The 22,003-nt window shown below is 70.9% G+C and carries 18 protein-coding genes and 1 pseudogene; 9 read left to right on the top strand and 10 right to left on the bottom strand.

Translation table 11 applies throughout. The annotated features are described in order from the left end of the window. Positions 1-71 precede the first annotated feature (71 nt). Entirely contained in the window at positions 72-659 is a 588-nt protein-coding gene (locus AB5J56_RS20780; RefSeq protein WP_369234235.1) for an NADPH-dependent FMN reductase, read from the top strand. Beyond that, complete coding sequence (locus AB5J56_RS20775) at positions 656-1,807, top strand: erythromycin esterase family protein (RefSeq protein WP_369234234.1); 1,152 nt, start codon at positions 656-658, stop codon at positions 1,805-1,807. The genes AB5J56_RS20780 and AB5J56_RS20775 overlap by 4 nt, the downstream gene beginning before the upstream one ends. 84 nt (positions 1,808-1,891) lie before the next feature. Here AB5J56_RS20775 and AB5J56_RS20770 read toward each other — a convergent pair. Beyond that, positions 1,892-2,074 (bottom strand): annotated as a pseudogene (locus AB5J56_RS20770) (GNAT family N-acetyltransferase); the annotation flags it as partial. 7 nt (positions 2,075-2,081) lie between these two features. Here AB5J56_RS20770 and AB5J56_RS20765 point away from each other — a divergent pair. The 7 genes from AB5J56_RS20765 to AB5J56_RS20735 all read left to right on the top strand — a co-directional run bounded on the left by AB5J56_RS20765 (position 2,082) and on the right by AB5J56_RS20735 (position 11,000). Continuing rightward, positions 2,082-2,345: a hypothetical protein gene (locus AB5J56_RS20765; protein ID WP_369243187.1), complete on the top strand. Its 264-nt coding sequence runs from the start codon at positions 2,082-2,084 to the stop codon at positions 2,343-2,345. A 260-nt stretch (positions 2,346-2,605) separates the two neighbouring features. Beyond that, the gene (locus tag AB5J56_RS20760) at positions 2,606-3,958 is read left to right on the top strand and encodes an L-fuconate dehydratase (protein WP_369234233.1); all 1,353 of its coding nucleotides are present in this window, start codon (positions 2,606-2,608) and stop codon (positions 3,956-3,958) included. Continuing rightward, positions 3,955-4,716 carry an SDR family NAD(P)-dependent oxidoreductase gene (locus AB5J56_RS20755; protein ID WP_369234232.1) on the top strand — a complete coding sequence of 254 codons (762 nt, stop codon included), beginning with the start codon at positions 3,955-3,957 and terminating at the stop codon, positions 4,714-4,716. The genes AB5J56_RS20760 and AB5J56_RS20755 overlap by 4 nt, the downstream gene beginning before the upstream one ends. Before the next feature lie 39 nt (positions 4,717-4,755). Next, the gene (locus AB5J56_RS20750) at positions 4,756-5,799 is read left to right on the top strand and encodes a sugar ABC transporter substrate-binding protein (protein ID WP_369234231.1); all 1,044 of its coding nucleotides are present in this window, start codon (positions 4,756-4,758) and stop codon (positions 5,797-5,799) included. Positions 5,800-5,842: 43 nt separating this feature from the next. Next, positions 5,843-7,393: a sugar ABC transporter ATP-binding protein gene (locus tag AB5J56_RS20745; RefSeq protein WP_369234230.1), complete on the top strand. Its 1,551-nt coding sequence runs from the start codon at positions 5,843-5,845 to the stop codon at positions 7,391-7,393. Between the two features lie 31 nt (positions 7,394-7,424). Next, positions 7,425-8,447, top strand: coding sequence for an ABC transporter permease (locus tag AB5J56_RS20740; protein ID WP_369242677.1), 1,023 nt, complete (start codon positions 7,425-7,427; stop codon positions 8,445-8,447). 90 nt (positions 8,448-8,537) lie between these two features. Beyond that, positions 8,538-11,000, top strand: a complete 2,463-nt coding sequence (locus AB5J56_RS20735) for a SpoIIE family protein phosphatase (protein ID WP_369234229.1) — start codon at positions 8,538-8,540, stop codon at positions 10,998-11,000. A 189-nt stretch (positions 11,001-11,189) separates the two neighbouring features. Here AB5J56_RS20735 and ilvC read toward each other — a convergent pair whose 3' ends face one another. From ilvC to AB5J56_RS20690, 9 genes are all read right to left on the bottom strand, one after another. Then, positions 11,190-12,191: a ketol-acid reductoisomerase gene (gene ilvC / locus AB5J56_RS20730; RefSeq protein WP_369234228.1), complete on the bottom strand. Its 1,002-nt coding sequence runs from the start codon at positions 12,189-12,191 to the stop codon at positions 11,190-11,192. Positions 12,192-12,255: 64 nt separating this feature from the next. Beyond that, complete coding sequence (ilvN, locus tag AB5J56_RS20725) at positions 12,256-12,822, bottom strand: acetolactate synthase small subunit (protein ID WP_369234227.1); 567 nt, start codon at positions 12,820-12,822, stop codon at positions 12,256-12,258. A 14-nt stretch (positions 12,823-12,836) separates the two neighbouring features. Continuing rightward, complete coding sequence (locus tag AB5J56_RS20720; protein ID WP_369234226.1) at positions 12,837-14,726, bottom strand: acetolactate synthase large subunit; 1,890 nt, start codon at positions 14,724-14,726, stop codon at positions 12,837-12,839. Positions 14,727-14,816: 90 nt separating this feature from the next. Then, positions 14,817-15,713: a 4'-phosphopantetheinyl transferase superfamily protein gene (locus AB5J56_RS20715; RefSeq protein WP_369234225.1), complete on the bottom strand. Its 897-nt coding sequence runs from the start codon at positions 15,711-15,713 to the stop codon at positions 14,817-14,819. A gap of 50 nt (positions 15,714-15,763) precedes the next feature. Next, complete coding sequence (locus tag AB5J56_RS20710; RefSeq protein WP_369234224.1) at positions 15,764-17,131, bottom strand: MFS transporter; 1,368 nt, start codon at positions 17,129-17,131, stop codon at positions 15,764-15,766. Further along, positions 17,128-18,630: an argininosuccinate lyase gene (gene argH / locus AB5J56_RS20705; RefSeq protein WP_369234223.1), complete on the bottom strand. Its 1,503-nt coding sequence runs from the start codon at positions 18,628-18,630 to the stop codon at positions 17,128-17,130. The genes AB5J56_RS20710 and argH overlap by 4 nt, the downstream gene beginning before the upstream one ends. Continuing rightward, positions 18,627-19,928: an ATP-grasp domain-containing protein gene (locus AB5J56_RS20700; protein ID WP_369234222.1), complete on the bottom strand. Its 1,302-nt coding sequence runs from the start codon at positions 19,926-19,928 to the stop codon at positions 18,627-18,629. The genes argH and AB5J56_RS20700 overlap by 4 nt, the downstream gene beginning before the upstream one ends. Next, entirely contained in the window at positions 19,925-20,977 is a 1,053-nt protein-coding gene (locus tag AB5J56_RS20695; RefSeq protein WP_369234221.1) for a PLP-dependent cysteine synthase family protein, read from the bottom strand. Before AB5J56_RS20695 ends, AB5J56_RS20700 begins: the two co-directional genes overlap by 4 nt. 1 nt (position 20,978) lies before the next feature. Further along, the gene (locus tag AB5J56_RS20690; RefSeq protein ID WP_369234220.1) at positions 20,979-21,896 is read right to left on the bottom strand and encodes a kinase; all 918 of its coding nucleotides are present in this window, start codon (positions 21,894-21,896) and stop codon (positions 20,979-20,981) included. Positions 21,897-22,003 lie beyond the last annotated feature (107 nt).

Here is a 22,003-nt window from a genome sequence, read left to right as displayed (position 1 = left end):
GCTTGCATCTGTTGCACCGATCGATGTAAGTTCTACACCGATCGGTGCAACGACTGCCTTGGGAGAGAATCGTGACCAGAATCGGGATCATCGTCGGCAGCACCCGCCCCGGCCGCCGTGGCCGCGCCGTGGCCGAGTGGGTCGCCTCGGTCGCCGCACAGGAACAGCCCTCGGTCGACTTCGAGATCGTCGACCTGGCCGACTTCGCACTGCCGCTGCTCGACGAGGAGCAGCCGGCCCTGTTCGGCCGGTACGGCAACGCGCACACCGTCCGCTGGGCCGAGGCGATCGCCCGGTACGACGGGTTCGTGTTCGTCACGCCGGAGTACAACCACTCGATCACCGGCGCGCTGAAGAACGCCCTGGACTTCCTCTACGCCGAGTGGAACAACAAGGCGGCCGGGTTCGTCGGCTACGGCCTGCACGGCGGGACCCGCGCGGTCGAGCATCTGCGGCTGATCCTGGCCGAGCTGAAGGTCGCCACCGTCCGCACCCAGGTGGGGCTGTCCCTCCATCACGACTTCACCTTCTCCGCCCCCACCGAGCCGGGCGAGTTCACCCCCGGACCGCACCAGCAGAGGACCCTCACCGCGCTGCTGGACGATGTCGTCGTCTGGTCCCGGGCGCTCCAGCCGGTCCGCGAAGGAGTCCTGGCGTGATCACCACCGCACCGGTCCCGCTGACCGGGGCCGAGCTCGACGAGCTGGCGGACGCGATCGCCGCCGGCTCGACGGTCGCCGGGCTCGGCGAGTCCACGCGATTCGCCCACGAGACGTTCGGCGTACGCGACGAGTTGTGGCGCCTGCTGGTCCGTGATCACGGCTTCCGGTCGCTGGCCCTACAGGACAACGCCTTTGTCGGCGCGGCGCTCGACGCGTACGTCACCGGTGGCGCCGGCACCGTCGAATCCGCGCTGGAGAGCGCCTGGCGTCCCTGGCGCACCGGAGAGATGGCCTCCGCGGTGGAGTGGATCCGCGCGTTCAACCAGGACCACCCGACCGACCCTGTCCGGATCATCGGGGTCAAGCCCGCACAGGCGCGCCCAGCCGACTACGACGCCGTGCTCGGCCATGTCCGGCGCGTGGCCCCGCACCGGCTCACCGAGCTGGCCTCCCACCTGGAGCCGATCCGCAGCGCGCACGAGGTGGACGAGCACGTGCAGCGTGCGCGGGGTCTGCACCCGGGCCGCTCCTTCGCCGAGCACGCCCGTGACGCGTTCGCGATCGTCGAGCGACTGCCGGGCGACTCCGTCCTGACGGCGCGGATGCGTCTCATCGTGGACTTTCACGAGCGCAGCGTGGCCGGACGGGACGACTATGCGGGCGACGCCCAGGTCTGGGCCGAGACCATCACGGGCCATCAGCGCAGGACCGGCCACCGCGTGGCCTACTGGGACGGCATCGCGCACACCTCGGCTGCCCCGACGGCCCTGGGGCTGGCCCCCCGACGGGGCCCCCAGCCCACGGTCGGCAGCGTGCTGCGCCAGCGCCACGGCACGGAGTACGTCTCCGTGGCGATCGGCTTCCACCACGGCGACCTCGGCGCCGCCGTCGTACCGGAGCCGGCTCCGGACTGGCTCGACGCCCGGCTCGGCGCGGCGGACCGGCGGCCCGCACACTGGCTGGATCTGCGCACCGGCGACCTGCGCCGCCATTGGGAGGGACCCGCGAAGACGCGCGTCATCAGCGGTGTCTACGACCCCGCCCGCGACGCCGCCGAGCACCTCGCCGTCGCTTCCCTGCCCGACGCCTTCGACGTGCTCGTCCATCTGCGCCGAGTCTCCCCGGTGCGGTGGTTGGCCACGTAGCCGCGATCCACGGCGGAGCGGAATCTGCCGCCGCCCGCACCACAGCGGTGCCGCGGTGCACACGCAGGATGAGGGCCGACGACGCTAGAGCGCGAGCTTGAATCCCTCGTGGCTTGGGGCGAAGCCAAGGGCCACGTAAAAGCGGTGCGCATCCTCACGCTGCTTTTTGCTGGTCAGCTGGACAAGTGCACAGCCGCGTGCACGTGCCCGTGCAGCCGCGCGCTCCATCAAGGCCCGCACGAGCCCGCCACCGCGCCGTGCCGACCTGCCTGCGGTGCTCGCCCTGCTTGCCGGAGAGGAGACGGTGGTCGACCCGGCGACGATCGTGGTCGCGGAGGCGTACGAGCGTGCCTTCGCCGCGATTGAGTCGGACCCGCGCAACGAGATGATGGTCCTGGTCGAAGACCTCGATGAACAGGGTGATGTCGGCACGGTGGTGGGCTGTCTGCAGGCCACCTATGTCCCGGGACTCGGAAAGGGCGCCGCGGAGCGGGCCTTGATCGAGGCGGTACGGATCCGCGCGGACGGGAGTTGCTGATGCGCGAGTCAGCATGTGAGTGGAAGGCGTCGCCTTGCTCCAGTTCGAACCGCCAGCCCTTGCCGGAGCCGTAGGCGGCATCGGCCGTCACCCGGCCGGCGTTCACGACGGGCGCCGTAGCCGTCCCAAGCCCTCGGAGACACAGGTATGCGGTAGTGCGGACGGGGCTTTTGGGCGATATACAGTCATTTGGGTATCCAAGCTTGCCGTCAGGCCTGATTCTGTGGAGTCCTCCCGATGACGTCGATGAGCCGCCTGCCATGAGGCCCCGCTCGGCGCGGGGGCGGATCACGGCGCTGGACGCCTACGACATCCGGTTTCCCACGTCTCGTCGGCTCGAAGGGTCGGACGCGATGAATCCCGATCCGGATTATTCGGCGTCATATGTGATCGTCCGCACCGATGCCGGGGACGGGCTGGAAGGGCATGGGTTCTGCTTCACCATCGGCCGGGGCAATGAGGTCGAGGTCGCGGCGATCAACGCGTTGCGCCCGCATGTGGTGGGGCTGCGGCTGGGAGAGGTCCTGTCCGATCTCGGGGGGTTCTGCCGCTCGCTCGTCGGCGACAGCCAGCTGCGCTGGCTGGGGCCGGAGAAGGGCGTGGTGCACATGGCCATCGGGGCCGTGGTGAACGCCGTGTGGGACCTGCATGCGAAGCGGGAGGGAAAGCCGCTGTGGAAGCTGCTGGCCGACCTTGCGCCCGAGCAGGTGGTCGCGTTGATCGACTTCCGCTATCTGGAAGACGCGCTGACCCCCGATGAGGCTCTGGACATTTTGCGGCGGGCGCGGGGCGGGATGGGGGAGCGGGAGGTGCGGCTGCTCGCTGAGGGGTATCCCGCGTATGCCACGTCTCCTGGCTGGCTCGGTTACCCGGACAGCAAGGTCGCAGGCTTGGCCCGGGAGGCCGTGGACAGTGGGTTCAGGCAGATCAAGCTCAAGGTCGGCGCCGATCTGGAGGACGATGTGCGGCGGTGCCGTACCGCGCGGGGGACGATCGGCCCCGGGGTACGGATGGCGCTGGACGCCAATCAGCGCTGGGGAGTCGTCGAGGCGGTCGGGTGGATCCGGCGGCTGGCGGAGTTCGACCCGTACTGGATCGAGGAGCCGACCAGCCCGGACGACATTCTCGGTCTCGCGGCGATCCGCCGGGAGGTGGCGCCGGTGCGGGTGGCGACGGGCGAACACGTGCACAACCGGGTGATGTTCAAGCAGCTGCTCCAGGCGGACGCGATCGACTTTCTGCAGCTGGACGCCTGCCGGGTCGGGGGAGTCAACGAGAACCTGGCGATCCTCCTGCTCGCGGCCAAGTTCGGGATTCCGGTGTGCCCGCACGCGGGCGGGGTGGGTCTGTGCGAGCTCGTGCAGCATCTGGCGATGTTCGACTATCTGGCGGTCTCCGGCACCCTCCAGGACCGGGTCATCGAGTATGTGGACCATCTGCACGAGCACTTCCTCGACCCGGCCGTGATCGTCCGCGGGCGGTACGCGGCCCCGACCGCCCCCGGCTTCAGCTCGGCGATGCGGCCCGAGTCGCTCGCCGCGTACGCGTTCCCCGGCGGCGCCGCCTGGCAGGCCCCGAACGACGGGCCCCCGGCTGAGGGTCCCCCGGCATGAACCCCGGGGAGGAATTCCAGGGGCTGGCCGCGGTCGTCACCGGCGGGGCGTCCGGGATCGGCCTGGCCACCGCCGAGACCCTGGCCGCGAGGGGGTGCCGGGTGGCGGTGCTCGACCGGATTCCCGGTCCCGCAGGGCTGCACCCGGTGCAGGCCGATGTCGGGGACGCCGTATCGGTGGCCGACGCCATGAGCCGGGTGGCGGACCTGTTCGGCGGCCTGGATGTGCTGGTCAACAACGCCGGCATCGGCGCGCTGGGCACCGTCGAGGACAACGACGACGACGAATGGCACCACGTGCTGGACGTCAATGTGCTCGGCATCGTCCGCACCAGCCGGGCGGCACTGCCGTATCTGCGCCGGTCTCCCAGCGCGGCCATCGTCAACACCTGCTCGGTCGCGGCGCTGGCCGGGCTGCCGCAGCGGGCGCTGTACGCGGCCAGCAAGGGCGCGGTGCTCGCGCTGACCCTGGCGATGGCCGCCGACCACATCGGCGAGGGCATCCGGGTCAACTGCGTCAACCCGGGCACGGTGGACACCCCCTGGGTGCGCCGGTTGCTCGAACACTCCGACGACCCGGAGGCCGAACGCGCCGCTCTCGCCGCCCGCCAGCCCACCGGCCGCCTGGTCACCGCCCAGCAGGTCGCGGACGCCATCGCGTATCTCGCCGGGCCGCTGGCCGGTGCCACCACCGGGACGGCACTCGCCGTGGACGGAGGGATACAGGGCATCCGCACACGTCCGGACTCCCTTCACTGACATGAGCAACCACTGACCACTCACTCGGAGCCGAGCACCATGAAGCGACGCATCGCCGCTGTCGGAACAGCCCTCGCACTCTGTTGCGGGCCGGCCGTCACCGCCTGCGGTGGGGGCACGAGCAGCACCACCGACACCGGTTCGGGCAAGGTGGGGGTGGTGCTGCCGTTGCTCACCTCACCGTTCTGGGAGTCGTACGACTCCTACATTCCCCAGCAGGCCGCCGCCCAGGACGTCCGGGTGCTCCAGACGGTGAACTCCGACTCCGATCCGAGCAAACAGATCACCGACATCCAGAATCTGCTCGCTCAGAACGTGAAGGGTCTGGTCGTCTCGCCGCTGGACTCCGCGGCGATCGTCGCCGGGCTGAATGCCGCGCAGCGCAAGGGCGTGCCGGTGGTCGCCGTCGATGTGGCGCCGGACAAGGGCAAGGTCGCGATGGTGATCAGGGCCGACAACCGTGCCTTCGGGGAGAAGGCCTGTCGGCAGATCGGCGACGCGGTGAAGACGGGCGAGGTCGTACAGATCCAGGGCGATCTGGCGTCGGTCAACGGGCGGGACCGGTCGGAGGCGTTCAGCGCGTGCATCAAGAAGAACTACCCAGGCATCAAGGTGCTGGACATCTCCGCTCTCTGGAAGGCGGAGAGGGCGGCGGCCGGTCTGGAGGCGCTGTACACCGCCCACCCCGATATCAAGGGCATCTACATGCAGTCCGGCGGCGTGTATCTGGCCCCCACGTTGAGCACGCTGCGGCGGCACAACGCGCTGGTGGCGGCGGGTCGTCCCGGACACGTCGTGATCGTCTCCAACGACGGCATTCCGCAGGAGCTGGATGCGATCCGCAAGGGCCTGATCGACGCGACCGTCTCCCAACCGGCCGACCAGTACGCCAAATACGGCATCTTCTACATCAAGCGGGCGATGGAGGGCGAGACCTTCCGGCCGGGCCCGACCGACCACGGCAGCACCATCGTCCGGCTGCCCAGCGGAATCCTGGAGGATCAGCTCCCGGCACCGCTGGTGACCGAGGACAACGTCGACGACGCGTCGCTGTGGGGCAACCAGATCGGCAAGAGCTCCTGACCCGGGAGCCCGTCTCCCCGGGCCCCCAGGAAGCGAGACCGCGATGAACCGGACCCCACTGACCGACCCCCGCGCCGATGGCGCCGGCCGCCGCGCGGTGGCCGAGGCCCACGGGATCCGTAAGCGCTATGGGCCCACCCTGGCCCTGGACGATGCGCGGATCGCCGTCCGGGCCGGTGAGTCGCACGCCCTGGTCGGCCGTAACGGGGCCGGCAAGTCGACCCTGGTGTCCATCCTGACCGGACTGCAGCGGCCGGACCGCGGCGTCGTCCTGTTCGACGGTGGACCCGCGCCCGGCCTGGCGGACCGTGCGGCGTGGCAGCGGCGGGTCGCCTGCGTCTACCAGCAGTCGACGATCATCCCTGCTCTCACGGTCGCCGAGAACCTGTACGTCAACCAGCAGCCCACGGTTCGCGGCCAGGTGATCAGCTGGCGGCGGATGCGCGCGGCGGCCCGCGAGCTACTGGACGAATGGGGTGTGGAGGTCGACGAGAACGTGCCCGCCGGCGGGCTCACCGTCGAGGACGCCAAGATGGTGGAGATCGCGAGGTCGATCTCGCGCGGAACCCGGTTCATCATTCTGGACGAGCCGACCGCCCAACTGGACAGCCGGGCGATCGACCGCCTGTTCACCCATGTCCGGCGGTTGCAGCGGGCAGGGATCACCTTTCTCTACATCTCCCACCATCTGGAGGAGGTCTACGCCGTCTGCCAGGTCGTCACCGTCTTCCGCGACGCCCGCTGGATCACCACGGCACCCGTGGGCGAACTGGGCAGGACCGAACTCATCGAGGCGATGACCGGAAGGCGGGGCGCGGGCGAGGTCCCCGGCTTCGGCGCGATCCGGTCGCAGCCGGCGGACGCGCCCGTGGCCGTACGGGTGCACCGGCTGAGCGGCCCGCATTTCACGGACGTCAGCTTCGCCGTCCGGTCCGGTGAGACGGTGGGGCTGACCGGGCTCGCGGGCTCCGGGAGCCATCAGGTCGCCGAGGCGCTGGCCGGGCTGTACCGGCCCGACAGCGGGAGTATCGAGGTTCTCGGCCGTCCGACGCGGCCGGGCAGCGTCCCCTCGGCACTCGCGGCGGGCGTGGGCTGTGTGCCGCGCGACCGGCACCATGAAGGGCTGGTACCGGAACTGTCGGTGGCGGAGAACGCCTCGATGACCATCATGGACCGGCTGGGGCGGCTCGGCGTGATCTCGCGCCCGGCCCGGGACGCCTTCGCCCGGCGGACGATCACCGGTCTCGGCATCACGACGGACGGCCCGGACCAGCCGGTCAAGGACCTGTCGGGCGGTAACCAGCAGAAGGTCGTCATGGGCCGGGCGCTGGCCACCGACCCGGGGGTACTGGTGCTCATCAATCCGACGGCGGGTGTCGACGTGCAGTCCAAGCGGGCCCTGCTGTCGGTCGTCGACCGAGCCAGGGCCGCGGGACGCGCGGCGCTCGTGGTCTCGGACGAACTGGCGGACCTGCGGACCTGCGACCGCGTCCTGGTGATGTTCAACGGCTCTCTCGCCGCCGAGTACACCGTCGGCTGGACCGACGAAGAACTCGTGGCCTCGATCGAAGGGGTCGGCACCGGCCATGAATGACACCGCGCCGAACGGCCGGACGAACGGCCCGATGGACGGCGGCCCGACGGCCGGTGGCGGGCCGGACGGAGCGGTCCGCCGCCCCGTCCGCGCGATCGCCCTGGGCCGGATCCGCGACCTGGCGCTGCTGCCCGCGGTGCTCCTGCTGCTGGTCATCGGTGCGGTCAGCGACGAGAGCTTCCTTGAGCGGGACAACCTGCTGAATGTGCTCGGCGCCTCCTCGGCGCTCGGACTGCTGGTGCTCGCCGAGGCGATGATCCTGATCAGCGGCAGGATGGACCTCTCGCTGGAGTCGATCGCGGGGCTCGCCCCGGCCCTCGGCTTCATGGCCGTGATCCCGGCCGCCTCGGCGGGGTTCGGCAGCGAGTTGCCCACCTGGTTCGGCCTGCTGATCATTCCGCTCGCCGGGGCGCTGATCGGGGCCGTGAACGGTCTGCTGATCGTCAAGCTCCAGCTCAACGGATTCATCGTGACCCTGGCGATGAACATCGTGCTGCGCGGAGTCCTGGTCGGCATGGTGTCCGGCAAGACTCTGTTCGACGCCCCCGTCGCGTTCTTGGCCCTCGGGTCCGACAACTGGCTCGGCGTCCCCGTCTCCGTGTGGGTGACCGGCGCCTGTTTCGCTGTCGCCGGGTGGGCGCTGCGCCACCACCGGCTGGGTCGCGCGGTGTACGCGGTGGGCGGCAACACCGCTGCGGCGCGGGCGGCGGGCATCCGGGTCGATCGGGTGGCCTGGGGAGTTCTTGTCATCGGCGGGACCCTGGCCGCGCTGGCCGGTCTGGTGATCGCCGGACGGGTCGGGGCGATCAACGCCAATCAGGGACAGGGCCTGATCTTCACCGTGTTCGCGGCCGCCGTCATCGGCGGCATCAGCCTGAACGGCGGCAAGGGGTCCCTGGCCGGGGCGTTGCTCGGGGTCCTGCTGCTGGGCATGCTGGAGAACCTGCTCACCTTGGCGCAGGTGTCGTCCTTCTGGATCCAGGCCATCTACGGCGCGATCATCCTGGTGGCGCTGATGATCGCCCGTCTCATCACCGGCGAGGGCCAGGAGTAGAGCGAGGCCCAGAAGCGGTCCGAGGGGAGCAGTGCTGGTCGATACCTCATAGAATGACCTATATGCCATCCGCCAGATGGGACGGCTGTCATGAGGGTCCCCAAGGAGGTAACACCGGACGGAACGCATGGACCGTTCGAGATGGCGAATGTGGCTGCCGCGGTGATCGACGCGAAGGGCACGGTCATCGGCTGGACGGGGGCTGCTGAGCGACTCCTGGGATACGGCGCGGCGGAGGTCCTCGGCCGCGCCGCCGCCACGCTGCTGGCGCAGCCCGAAGACGCGTCACGGGCGGCCGAGGCCGCCGAGGAGTGCGGGACCCGGGAGAGCTGGGTCGGCCTGATGGGCGCCCGGCACCGTGACGGCCGCCGTCTTGAGGTCGGGCTGCGGGTGACCGCGATGTCCGACACCGACCACCGCAAGGCCTGGCTCGTATCGGCGATCGACGTGTCGAAGGCTCCGACCTGGGCGGTCGGCGGGGAGGTGCTGGAAGCTTTTCTCACCCGCTCACCGCTCGGTATGGCCGTGCTCAGCCCGGACCTGCGGTACGTGTGGATGAACGACACCCTGGAGCGCTACGGCGGTGTGCCGCGCGATGAGCGGCTCGGGCGCCGGATGTCGGACTCGTTGCCGGGCCTGAACACCGAGGCGCTCGAAGCGCAGATGCGGCGGGTGCTGGAGACCGGCGTGCCGGTCATCGACTACGAGTACCAGGGCTGGACCTGGGCGGATCCGCACCAGGAACACGCCTACTCCACCTCCTTCTTTCGGCTCGACGACCCGGACGGCAACCCGCTGGGCGTGTGCTACATGGGCATGGACGTCACCGACAGATGGCGGGCCCGGGAGCGCCTGGCCCTGCTCAGCGAGGCCAGCGCGTGTATCGGGGGCACGCTGAATGTGATGCGGACCGCCCAGGAGCTGGCCGACTTCTCGGTGCCGAGGCTCGCCGACTTCGTGACCGTCGATCTGCTGGAAGCGGTGCTGCACGGTGAGGAACCCGGTTCGGGGCCGGCCGACAGCGCGTATCTGGTACGGCGTGCCGGGCAGCAGTCGATCCACGAGGGCTGCCCGGAGTCGGTGATCGCCACCGGCGACTCGATCGACGCACCCAGGTCCTCGCCGTACTTCGAGAGCATGGTCAACGGCACCGCGGTGCTGGAACCGTTCCTGGTCCCGGCCACCGCCCCGTGGGTCGCGGAGGACCCGGCGCGGGCCAAGAGCATCGCGGATTTCGGGATGCACTCGGTGATGTGGGTGCCGCTGTCCGCGCGCGGCACCGTGCTGGGGGTGGCGACCTTCGTCCGTATGGAGCATCCACAGCCGTTCGAGGAGGACGATCTGCTGCTCGCCGAGGAGCTTGTCAGCCGGGCCGCGGTGTGGGTGGAGAACGCCCGCCGCTACACCCGTGAGCACACTGCGGCACTCGCCCTGCAGCGCAGTCTGCTCCCGCAGGGGCTGAACGGCGGGACCGCCATGGAGGTGGCCTCGCGCTATCTGCCGGCCGATGTACGGGAAGGGGTGGGCGGCGACTGGTTCGATGTGATCCAGCTGTCCGGCGCCCGGATCGCCCTGGTCGTCGGTGACGTCGTCGGGCACGGCCTCAACGCCGCGGCGACCATGGGCAGGCTGCGTACCGCCGTTCTGACGCTCGCCGACATGGACCTGCCGCCCGATGAGCTGCTGGCCCACCTGGACGACCTGGTGATCCGCCTGGCGGAGGAGAAGGACGACGACGACGAGCCCATCGCCACCGCGGTACTGGGCGCCACCTGCCTGTACGCCGTCTACGACCCGGTCACCCAACTGTGCACCATGGCCCGGGCCGGACATCCGCCGCCCGCCGTGGTCGCCCCCGGCGGCAAGGTCACCTTCCTGGACCTTCCCGCGGGCCCCCCGCTGGGCCTCGGCTCACTGCCCTTCGAGTCCGCCGAGATATCCCTCCCCGAGGGAAGCCTGATCGCCCTGTACACCGACGGCCTCATCGAGACCAGTGACCAGGACATCGACGTCGGGCTGTCCCGTCTCAGCGATGTGCTCGCGCAGTCCGGCCTGTCGCCGGAGGCGCTGTGCTCGGCGGTCGTGAACAAACTGCTGACCGGCCCGCAGACCGACGACGTCGCCCTGCTCCTGGCCCGGCCGCACGCGCTGGGCGCAGACCGGGTCGCCTCGTGGGACCTGCCGACGGATCCGGCGATCGTCGCGAGCGCCAGGGAGCTGGCCGTCCGTCAGCTCCTCGAATGGGGGCTGGACGACCTGGTGATGACCACGGAACTGGTGGTCAGCGAGCTGGTCACCAACGCCATCCGGCACGGCACCGCACCCGTCAGGCTGCGGATGATCCGGCATGACAAGTTGATCTGCGAGGTCTCCGACGCCAGCAACACCTCGCCCCGGATGGGCCATGCGCGGACCACCGACGAGGGCGGCCGGGGGTTGTTCCTGGTCGCTCAGATGACCCGCCGTTGGGGTACGCGCTACACCCGGTCCGGAAAGATCATCTGGGCAGAGCAGGACCTCCCGGGGCAGGCGGGCAACCAGGATGGGCCCTGACGTGCTGTTACCAGGCGGGCGTGGGTCAGAAGATGCCCTTGTACGCGCCCCAACCGGTGCCCAGCGACGTTCCAGTGGGCCGCGGACGTTCCGGAACGGGCTCTCGCCGGTGAGCGCGCAGGTGCGGCCCGGGGTGCGCCCCTCGCGGTGCGCACCCCGGTGGCGGTTGCCCTGGGCGGCTTGCGTGGCTTACGCCTCGTCGTCGTTCACCCAGCTCATGAGCTTGCGGAGCTCCTTGCCGGTGGTCTCCAGGAGGTGGTTCTCGTCCGCGGTCTTGTACTCGTTGTACTTCTTCAGGCCGCCGTGGTACTCGGCCATCCACTCGCGGGCGAAGGTGCCGTCCTGGATCTCGGCGAGGACCTTCTTCATCTCGGCCTTGGTGGCGTCCGTGATGATGCGCGGGCCGGTGACGTAGTCGCCCCACTCGGCGGTCTCCGAGACGGACCAGCGCATCTTCTCCAGGCCGCCCTCGTACATCAGGTCGACGATGAGCTTCAGCTCGTGGAGGCACTCGAAGTACGCGATCTCGGGCTGGTAGCCGGCCTCGGTCAGCGTCTCGAAACCGGCCTTGACCAGCGCCGCGGTGCCGCCGCACAGGACAGCCTGCTCACCGAACAGATCGGTCTCGGTCTCCTCGGTGAACGTCGTCTTGATGACGCCGGCGCGGGTGCCGCCGATGCCCTTCGCGTACGACAGCGCGAGCGCGAAGGCGTTGCCGGTCGCGTCCTGCTCGACGGCCGCGATGCAGGGAACGCCGCGGCCCTCCTCGTACTGGCGGCGGACGAGGTGGCCCGGGCCCTTGGGGGCGACCATGCAGACGTCGATGCCGGCCGGGGGCTTGATGAAGTCGAAGCGGATGTTCAGGCCGTGGCCGAAGAACAGCGCGTCGCCGTCGGTCAGGTTGGGCGCGATGTGCTCCTCGTAGACCTGGGCCTGGATGGGGTCCGGGACCAGGATCATGATGACGTTCGCCTCGGCCGCGGCTTCGGCAGGGCTCACCACGCGCAGGCCCTGCTCCTCGGCCTTCGCCTTGGACTTGGAGCCCTCGTGCAGACCGACACGCACGTCGACACCCGAGTCACGGAGCGACAGCGCGTGGGCGTGGCCCTGGCTGCCGTATCCGATGACCGCGACCTTGCGGCCCTGGATGATGGACAGGTCGGCGTCGGCGTCGTAGAACAGCTCGGCCATCGGAATAACTCCCTGTATTTGTATGAGTGGAATGGAAGGGAAGGGCGATACGAGAGACGCGGGCTCAGGCGGACTGTGTCTGCGGGGTTGCTTCCGTTGCCGTGAAGCGGGCCGGGCGGGCCTCTCGGACTCCGCGTTCCGCCAGGGAGCGGGAGCCTCGGCCGATGGCGATCGTGCCGGACTGGACGAGTTCCTTGATGCCGAACGTGGCCAGCATCCGCAGCATCGCGTCGAGTTTGTCTCCGGCGCCGGTGGCCTCCAGGGTGACCGCCTCCGGGGAGACGTCCACCGTCTTGGCGCGGAACAGCTCGGCGATGCCGACGATCTGGGACCGGGTCGTGTTGTCGGCGCGGACTTTTACCAGGACGAGTTCGCGCTGTACGGCGGAGTCGGGCTCCAGTTCGACGACCTTCACGACGTTGATCAGCTTGTTGAGCTGCTTGGTGACCTGCTCCAGGGAGAGCTGGTCGTCGACGCGGACGACGATGGTGACGCGGGAGAGGTCCGGGTGCTCGGTGGTGCCCACGGCGAGCGAGTCGATGTTGAAGCCGCGGCGGGAGAACAGGGCGGCGATCCGGGCCAGGATGCCGGGGGTGTTCTCCGCCAGGACGGAGAGTGTGTGCTGGGACATGTCGGAGGGTCCTCTCAGTCGTCCGCGGCGTCGCCGAAGTCGGGGCGGACGTCCCGGGCGGCCATGATGTCGTCGTTGGAGGTGCCGGCCGGCACCATCGGCCAGACCATCGCGTCCTCGTGGACGATGAAGTCCACGACGACCGGGCGGTCGGTGATCGAGTTGGCCTTGTCGATGACCGCGTCCAGCTCGTCCGGGGACTCGCACCGCAGGCCCACGCAGCCCATCGCCTCGGCGAGGAGGACGAAGTCCGGGACGCGGGTGCCCCGGTTGGCGGTGGAGCCCACGCCCCGGGTGGAGCCGGTCGCGGCGTTGGTCTCGCCGTTGTGCAGCACGGTGTTGGAGAACCGCGCGCCGTAGAAGAGGTTCTGCCACTGGCGGACCATCCCGAGGGCGCCGTTGTTGATGACGGCGACCTTGATCGGGATGTTGTTCAGGGCGCAGGTGGTGAGCTCCTGATTGGTCATCTGGAAGCAGCCGTCGCCGTCGATCGCCCATACGGTCCGGTCGGGGCGGCCGGCCTGGGCGCCCATCGCGGCCGGCACCGCGTAGCCCATCGTTCCGGCGCCGCCGGAGTTGAACCACGTGCCGGGCTCCTCGTGCGGCAGGAACTGCGCCGCCCACATCTGGTGCTGGCCCACCCCGGAGGAGAACAGGGTTCCCTCGGGGGCGAGTTGGCCGATGCGTTCGATGACCTGCTGCGGGGAGAGGGCGCCGTCGGCAGGGAGGTCGTAGCCGCGCGGGTAGGTCGTGCGCCAGCGGTCGAGGTCCCGCCACCAGGCGGCGTAGTCGCCTCGGTGGCCGTCCTCGTGCGCCGTGCGTACGGCGGCGGACAGCGCGCCGATCACTTCGCGGGCATCACCGACGATCGGCACGTCGGCGGCGCGGTTCTTGCCGATCTCGGCCGGGTCGATGTCCGCGTGCACGATCTTGGCGTACGGGGCGAAGCTGTCCAGCTTGCCGGTGACGCGGTCGTCGAAGCGGGCACCCAGCGCCACGATCAGATCGGCCTTCTGCAGGGCGGCCACCGCGGACACGTCGCCGTGCATGCCGGGCATGCCCACGTGCTGGGGATGGCTTCCGGGGAAGGCGCCGAGTGCCATCAGGGTGGTGACCACGGGGGCGCCGGTCAGCTCGGCGAGGTCGCGCAGTTCGGCGGTGGCGCCGGCCTTCAGGACGCCGCCGCCGACGTAAAGGACGGGCCGCCGCGCGGAGTTGAGCAGCCGGGCCGCCTCGCGGACCTGCCGGGGGTGCGGGCGGGTCACCGGGCGGTAGCCGGGCAGGTTCGCGGACGGCGGCCAGGAGAACGTGGTCGGCGACTGCAGCGCGTCCTTCGTGATGTCGACCAGGACCGGGCCGGGGCGGCCGGTGGAGGCGATGTGAAAGGCCTCCGCGATCGTCCGCGGGATGTCCTCGGCCCTGGTGACAAGGAAGTTGTGCTTGGTGATCGGCATCGTGATGCCGACGATGTCCGCCTCCTGGAAGGCGTCCGTGCCGATCGACTTGGAGGGAACCTGGCCGGTGATCGCCACGAGCGGCACCGAGTCCATGTGCGCGTCCGCGATCGGCGTCACCAGGTTGGTGGCGCCGGGGCCCGAGGTCGCGATGCAGACACCGACCTTGCCGGTGGCCTGCGCGTAGCCGGTGGCCGCGTGACCCGCTCCCTGCTCGTGCCGGACGAGCACGTGCCGCACCCGCTCTGAGTCCATCAGGGGGTCGTACGCCGGCAGGATGCAACCGCCGGGAATGCCGAACACCGTGTCCGCGCCCGCCTCTTCGAGCGAGCGGACGAGGGACTGCGCGCCCGTCATCGGCTCGCCGGGCGAGGCGGAACGTCGTTCGGCGGTGTGGGTCCGCACCCGCGGGAGGCGGGCCGCGGGAGCCTGCTGCACAGCGTTTGACATGGTCAGTTCCAAGGGTCCGTAGGGGTGGGGACAGACGTGGTGACAGCCGTGGTGAAGTGGGTGGCTGTTCGGCGGTGAGCTGTGCGGCGGTCAGGTCGGGGTGCCTCCCGTCGGCAGCGGGGATGCTCCCGGCGACCGGGGAGCCGGTGCCGATGCTCCCGGCCTCCGGGAAGTCGGCGCGCGTCCCAGGGGCGTCGGTCCTCTCGTCAGCAGGGAGGACGACGTCTCCGACAGCGGTGCGGCGCAGGTGAGTCCGGCGACCTCCAGCCCGGAGAGCCGGGTGACGGTCGGGACGGCGAGGGGCAGTTCGCCGCGTACCGCCACCGCCGCCGCGTAGCCCCGGTCGACCGGCACCTCCAGCAAGGTCCAGCCGGACGGCGGATACGGTCCGCCCGGTGCTCCGGAGCCGACGTAGTCGAGCGACGGGTCGCGCCCGAGGCCGGTGCCGAGGCCCTTGAGGTAGGCCTCCTTGCGGGTCCACAGCCGGGCCAGCTCGCGGGGTCGCAACGCCGGGGCCAGGGCGGCCAGTTCCTCCTGTTCGGCCACGTGCAGCATCGAGCTCAGCTCGGTCGTCGCCGTCGCGTCCGACACCAGGTCCACGTCGACGCCGATCGGCACCATGGCCGTACCGACCAGGGCCAGATCGCCGCGGTGGGAGAGCGAGAAGAACAGGTCGCGCGCCGCGCCGAGCACGGTCGGGCGGCCGTGCGGGCCACCGCAGCAGGGGCAGATGTCCCGGCCGAAGGCGATCTCCTCCGGACGTACCCGCAGATACGAGCCCAGGAGCCGCCGTAGGGCGACGTGCGCGGCCGTGAACCGGGTTCGGTCGGCCGCGTGCATCAGTGCGGCGGCGCGTTGGCGCTCGGTCGCGTCGAGCACCGCCTCGTCCAGGATGCCGGCGGGGACATCCGAGACCCTCAGCAGCCAGAGGTCGAGCGAGCCGGGGGTTGGCAGCTCACGGGCGACCCACGGCAGTGTTCCTTCCACGGGGTCTCTCCTGTTCTTGACTCATGGGTCGGGCTCGGGCGGATCGGGCCTCATGACCCGCCGGGCGCGCCGGCCGGCACGGCGGGCAGGTCGCGCCTGCCGCGCAGCGGTCCGATCAGCAGCAACAGGGGGGTGACCGCCAGGCCGGCGGTCAGCAGCCAGAGCGTCGGCCGCAGCCCGAGCGCCGTGCCGAGCGCGCCGCCGAGCAGTGAACCGAACGGAATGGCACCGAAGTTGGCGACCGAGATGCACGAGGTGATCCGGCCGAGGAGGTGCGGCGGGCAGTACCGCTGGCGGAACGCGCCCTGGATCACGTTGGCGAGGACCACACCGAGCGCCAGCAGAGCGCTGCCGACCGCCAGCGCCACCAGCAGCGGGCCCTTGCCGCCCATCGGGATCAGCAGCGCGAAGGGCGCGGTGGTGAGGGTGGCCACCAGCATCCCGCGCGCGGTGCCCCAGCGGGCCGTCAGCCGTTTGGCGACGACGGCGCCGAGGATCCCGCCGACGCTGCTGGACGCCAGCAGCCAGCCGGTCGCGCTCTCCGGCAGGTCCAGCTCCCGGATCAGGAACACCGGCAGAATCGCCTGATACGCCGTCAGAAGCAGGTTGGTGACGGTGCCGTAGGCGGTCAGCACGCGCAGGTACGGATCCCGGACCGTGTACTGGAGGCCCTCGCGGATGTCCTGGCGCAGCGGGGTGCGTTCCGCGGGCCGCTCCGGCTGTGGTTCGGTGCCGCGGATGCCGAGCAGACACAGCGCCGAGAAGAGGAACGTGCCGGCGTTGACCAGCAGCCCGGAGACCGCGCCGAACGCCTGGGCGAGCAGACCTCCGCCGCCCAGACCCGCGATCTGCGCCACCGACTCGCTGCCCTGCAGCTTGGCGTTGGCCTCCTGGAGGTCCTCCCGCGCGACGATCGAGGGCACGAACACCTTGTAGGAGATGCCGAAGAACACCGCGGCGAGGCCGTTGAGCAGGGCCACCACCAGGAGTTGGGCCATGGTGAGCACGCCGAGCCAGGCGGCCACCGGCACGCTCGCGAGCAGTGCCAGCGAGGCGAGGTTGCACGCCATCATCACCGGACGGCGCCGCACCCGGTCCACCCAGGCGCCGGCCGGCAGCCCGATCAGCAGCCAGGGCAGCCAGGGCACGGCCGCGAGCACGCTCACGCTGAAGGTGCTCGCGTTCAGGGTCACCACGGCGACCAGGGGCATGGCGACCGTGGTGATGTTGATGCCGACCCGGTTGGTCGTCTCACCGAGCCAGAGGAGACGGAAGTCGCGGTGGCGCAGCAGCCCGCGGGACGGGGGCGAAGTGGTTTGCGTCGTGACGGCGGGCTCCTCGGGCTGTTCCTCGGTGGTCTGTCCGGCGGCCTGTTCAGCGGCTTGTTCAGTGGCCTGTTCCGTGGTCTGTGTCGTCACGGTCGCACCGGCTCTCGTACGGCTTTCCGTACGGCGTCGGTGAGCAGCGTCGCCGCGTCCGACCAGCGCGACTGATGATCCGTCAACCGTCGTCGATATGCGTCGAGTTCGGACCGGAGCGGAGGCAGTCCGTCCGAGCCCGGGCCGCCCCCGTGCGCGCAGGCCGCGGCGACGCGGTCCGGTGCCAGGTCGTGGTCGAAGCGGGACGTCTCCTCCAGGGAGCGGCCCGAGTCGAGCGCGGACAGCACGGTCTCGCCCACCAGGTGGTGCGCGGCCCGGAACGGCATGCCCTCCATGACCAGCCGCTCCGCGAGATACGTCGCCGCGGTGAAGCCATCGCGGGCTCGCGCCGCCATCCGCTCCGGACGCGGCTCCGTGCCGGCCACGACCAGGCGCAGCAGCGTCACCGTGTCGGTCGTGTCGCCCAGAGCCGGCCACAGATGACGTACGGCCTCCGTGCCCACGGCGATCGCGTTGGTGTAGCCGGCCGTCGTCATCGCCGCGGCCGCGCTCACGAAGGCGCCCAGGCTCGCGGTGGACCGGCCCTGGATGTGCTCCAGCAGGAACGGGTTGCGCTTCTGCGGCATCATCGAGCTGGAGCCGACCAGCGTGTCCGCCACCCGCAGCAGCCCCGACTCCTCCGACGTCCAGGTGCTCAGATCCTTCGCCACCCTGGCCGAGGCGACACCGAGCACCGCGGCGGCCGAGAGGAGATGCAGGGCGAAGTCCCTGGAGGCCACCGCGTCCACGGAGTTGGGGGCCGTGGCCGTGAACCCGAGGAGTTCCGCCGTGCGTCGGGGGTTCACCGGCACCGACGTACCGCCGATCGCGCCCGCGCCCAGCGGGTTGACGTCGATCTCCCGTCCCGCGTCGAGGAGTTGGCCGTACGCGCGCAGTACCGGACCGGCGACGCCCGCCAGGTAGTGGCCGTACGTGATCGGCACCGCGGGCTGGCCGTGGGTGTACGCCGGCATCGTGACGTCCGCGTACTGTGCCGCCTTCTCCAACAGCACCCCCGCGAGGCCGTCCACCGCCTCCAGCAGCGCCAGGTACGGGCCGCGCACCTTCAGCCGGGCCGTGGTGGCGTTGAGGTCGTTGCGGGAGCGGCCGGTGTGCAGGATGCCGCCCGTCTCGTCGCCCAACTGCTCGATCAGCCAGCCCTCGTAGGCCAGATACACCCCGCGCGGCATCGGACGGCCGCGCACCGGGGCGAAGTCGGACCCGCGCAGTTCCTCGATCGCGCGGAGCAGCGCCGCCGCCCGCGCCGGATCGACGATGCCGTGCTCGGCCAGCATGACCAGGTGGGCGCGGTCGACCTCGCTGATCCGGCGCAGCTCGCCGACCAGGGGGTCCGCCGCCTCCCGGGGCAGGTACTGGTCGTAGACGATGCGGTGCGCCTCGGGGTCGAGGGCGGCCTTGAGACGGCCGGTGTCCACGCCGTCGTGTGCGGGGGGCGTTGCCTTTGCGGGCGCGGCGGTCTCCACCGATGCGGTGGTCATGTCAGGGCCTCCTCGGGAACCAGGTCCCGCTGCGGGGTCAGGTCCGCGTACGACACCGCCTCGGCGAGGGCGGCCACGCCGAGGTCCGCCGCCCTGGCTGCCTGGCCGGGGCGGTCGGCCACGGCGATGACATGGCCGAGGCGGTCGCGGAAGTCGGCGGCGGGGCCGACGGGTTCGCCGGGGCCGCGGTACAGGGACGCCTCCACGACGCCCGGCACGGCAGCCGCGCGGTCGGTGACCTCGGTGAGGTCCGGGGCGAGGATGCCGTCCTGCTCCGCGGTCAGGAAGCGGATGGAGGCCCGGCCGTACATGCCGCGCTCCAGCTCGGGCGGTCGGCCCAGCGCGGCCAGCACCTGTGCGCGGACCAGGTCGATTCCGCAGGCCCTGCGCACCAGTTCGGGGATCATGCCGCCGGCGAGGCGCGGGTTGACCTCGATGACCTTCGGGACGGAGACGCCGGACCCGGCGGACCCTCCGGACCCGTCGAGCCTGAGCTCCACGTGGGCCGCGCCCCAGCCGAGGCCGAGGGCCTCCACCGCGCGTACGGCCGTGTGCCGCAGCGCGCGCTCCAGGTCGCCGGGGAGCGCGGCCGGCACGTCGTGGCCGACCTCGACGAACGCGGGGAGCGGGCCGACGTGCTTGGCGACCGTCACCACCGCCGCGGTGCCGAAAACCTCCACGGAGAACTCCGCGCCCGTCAGGTACTCCTCGACCAGGATCCGGCCCGGGGTGGCGACCCCGCGCTCGTTCGCCGTCGTCGCCAGCAGCGTCCGCGCGTGCTCGGCGACCTCGTCGAGGTCCGCGCACAGCCGTACGCCCAGACTTCCCGAGCCCTGCACCGGCTTCACCACCACCGGCAGCCGGGTCGCGGCCGCGGCCGACACCGCGGCGCCGACGGTCTCCACCACCGCGAAGCCGGGTACGCCGACCCCCGCCGCTGCGAGGGTGCGGCGCTGTTCGGACTTGTCGCGGCAGGCCCCTACGGCGGCTGCGGCGGGGCCCGGGAGGCCGAGGCGGCTTGCCAGGGCGGCCGCGGCGGGTACGTAGTACTCGGAGCTGGTCAGGACTCCTGCGAGGGGGGCCTCGGTGGCGAGCTGGGTGACTGCCTTCCAAAGCTGCGCTTCATCAGAGGTGTTGACCGTGACCGTTCGTACGGCGTCCTCGGCCGCGTACGGATACCGGGTCGGGTCCGCGGTCAAGAGGACCGGGGTCGCGTCGAGTTCGGCTGCTCGTCTGGCGAACAGCCGTCCTGTGCCTGTGGTGTTGCTCTCGATGAGAAGGAGCAGCTGATGTGTCATGACGCTATCTCCGGCATCATCACGTCGTCGAAGCCGCGCCGCGCCCACAGCAGCCGGGACCAGCGCGACGGTGCGTCCAGCGGGTGGTCCACCGTGACCGGGCCGCCGGTCGGCGCCGGGGTCGGGACTATGCCCTGCTCGCGCAGCCACGCGTTGTTGTAGACCGTCGACTGGTAGCGGTAGCCCTCGTCCGGCAGCACCATCACCACCGTGCTCTGCGGGTTTCGCTCCGCCCACCACGACGCCACCTGGAACGACGCCCCGCTCGTCGGGCCCATGAACAGGCCGTGCGCCCGGTACAGCTCGTGCGTCGCGTGGAACGCCTCCGGGGCCGTCACCCAGTGCACCTCGTCGTACGCCGAGTGCTTGACGTTGCCCGGGTGGATGCTGCTGCCCAGGCCGCGCAGGGTGCGCGGGCCGTCCGGCGTACCGAAGATGATGCTGCCGTGCGTGTCCACGCCGACCAGGTGCAGTGCCGGGTTCGACGGCCGCAGCGACGCGGCGAGTCCGCCCGTCGAGCCGCCCGAACCGACCGGGCCCACCAGGCAGTCGACCGAGCCGACCGTCTCGCCGATCAGGTCGGCGACCACGCCGTACGCACCCGGGTTGTCGGGGTTGTCGTACTGGCCCGGCACGAAGGCGTCCGGGCGCTGCCGGCGCAGTTCCTCGACCCGGGCCAGCCGGGCTCCCTGGATGCCGCCGGGCTGGCCGCGGTGCTCGACGATCTCCACCGTCGTGCCCAGCATCTCCAGGCGGGTGCGCAGCTCCTGGTCGATCGCCGAGTCGCCGACGATCGTCAGCGGGTAGCCGCGCAGCCGGCACACCATCGCCAGGCCCAGCGCGAACGTTCCCGACGAGGTCTCGATGACCGGGGTGCCCGGGGTGATGATCCCGGCGGCCTCGGCGCGGTCGAGGATGAAGCGGGCGGGCAGCAGCTTCATCAGGCTGAAGGCCGCCGCGTAGAGGTTGTCGCTCACCTTGATGATGCGTGGCAGCTCGGTGGCCTCCACGATCGAGGAGTGAGCCTTCGGCAAGGTCGTCGTCGTCATGTCAGTCACCCGTTGTGTAGATCCACTGCTCGTGGATACCGATCCGGTGCAGAAGGTCCCGCGCCTGCGCGGTACGTCCCTCGACATCGGGGTCGTCCCGGTCGAAGAGGAGTCCCGCGATGTCCCCGCTGTGCGCCACCTGCACGCCCAGGGCACCCGAGGCCCGCTCGATGTCCCGTATTCGGTCCAGGTCCGGGACCGGCAGATGCCGCTGGTTGATCTCCGTGCTGGCCGTCGCCACGCTGCTCAGCAGGGCGACGTCCTTCATCTGGATGGCCTCGCGGAGCATGTCCCTGAGCCGGGCGAAGTGCGCGGCGTCCGCCTGGTCGTAGCGGGCCGGCGTGAACGCCAGGGTGTCCACGCCGCGGCCCTCGTTCGCCGGGCGCGAGCCGAAGCCGAGGACTCTCAGGGGTGGCATCCGGTAACCGAAGTCCTCGATCACGGTGCCCTCGCGCTGCGCGAACAGCACGGTGGACTCCTCGAACATCAGGGAGTCCGAGGCCGTCTCCGCGTGTACGGCGAGCCGGGCGACCTCCTGCGGGGGCAGGGGGTCGGCGAACGCGTCCTTCACCGCCCAGATCGCCGACAGCACGTCGCTGGTGGAGGAACCGAAGCCGCGGCACAGCGGAACGTCTCCGCTGAGCTCCAGGTGGCCGCCGGCCGGCTTCGCGCCGGGTTTGGTCACGGCCCGTACGGCCAGTTCGGCGGCGCGTCTTGCCTTGCCCTTCCACGACGGGGAGACGGTGACTTCTCCGTCGGGGGTGGGGGTGAACGTCGCTCGGGTCGTGTGCAGGGTGCAGGGCAGTGTGACGAGGCCTCGCGTGAGTCCGGCTGGGGTGGTGAAGGCACCCTGCAGAATCTCGCCGTGATGGACGGGGGCCGAAGCTGCCCCGACACGCCAGTCGGAATGATCCACCATGTCCTTGACCCTCTGCTGCCGGTGAAGCCGTGACCTGCGGACGAGATCACGCTATGCAGGGTGGGGGGTGCGGTCCGGCGGCTGGGGCGGCAGGTTAGGGGTGGTTG

The organism is Streptomyces sp. R21 (genome assembly GCF_041051975.1).
In the GTDB taxonomy this organism is placed as follows: domain Bacteria; phylum Actinomycetota; class Actinomycetes; order Streptomycetales; family Streptomycetaceae; genus Streptomyces.
Note: the sequence above shows the minus strand (reverse complement) of the source record. Positions and strands in the feature narration are given on the sequence as shown.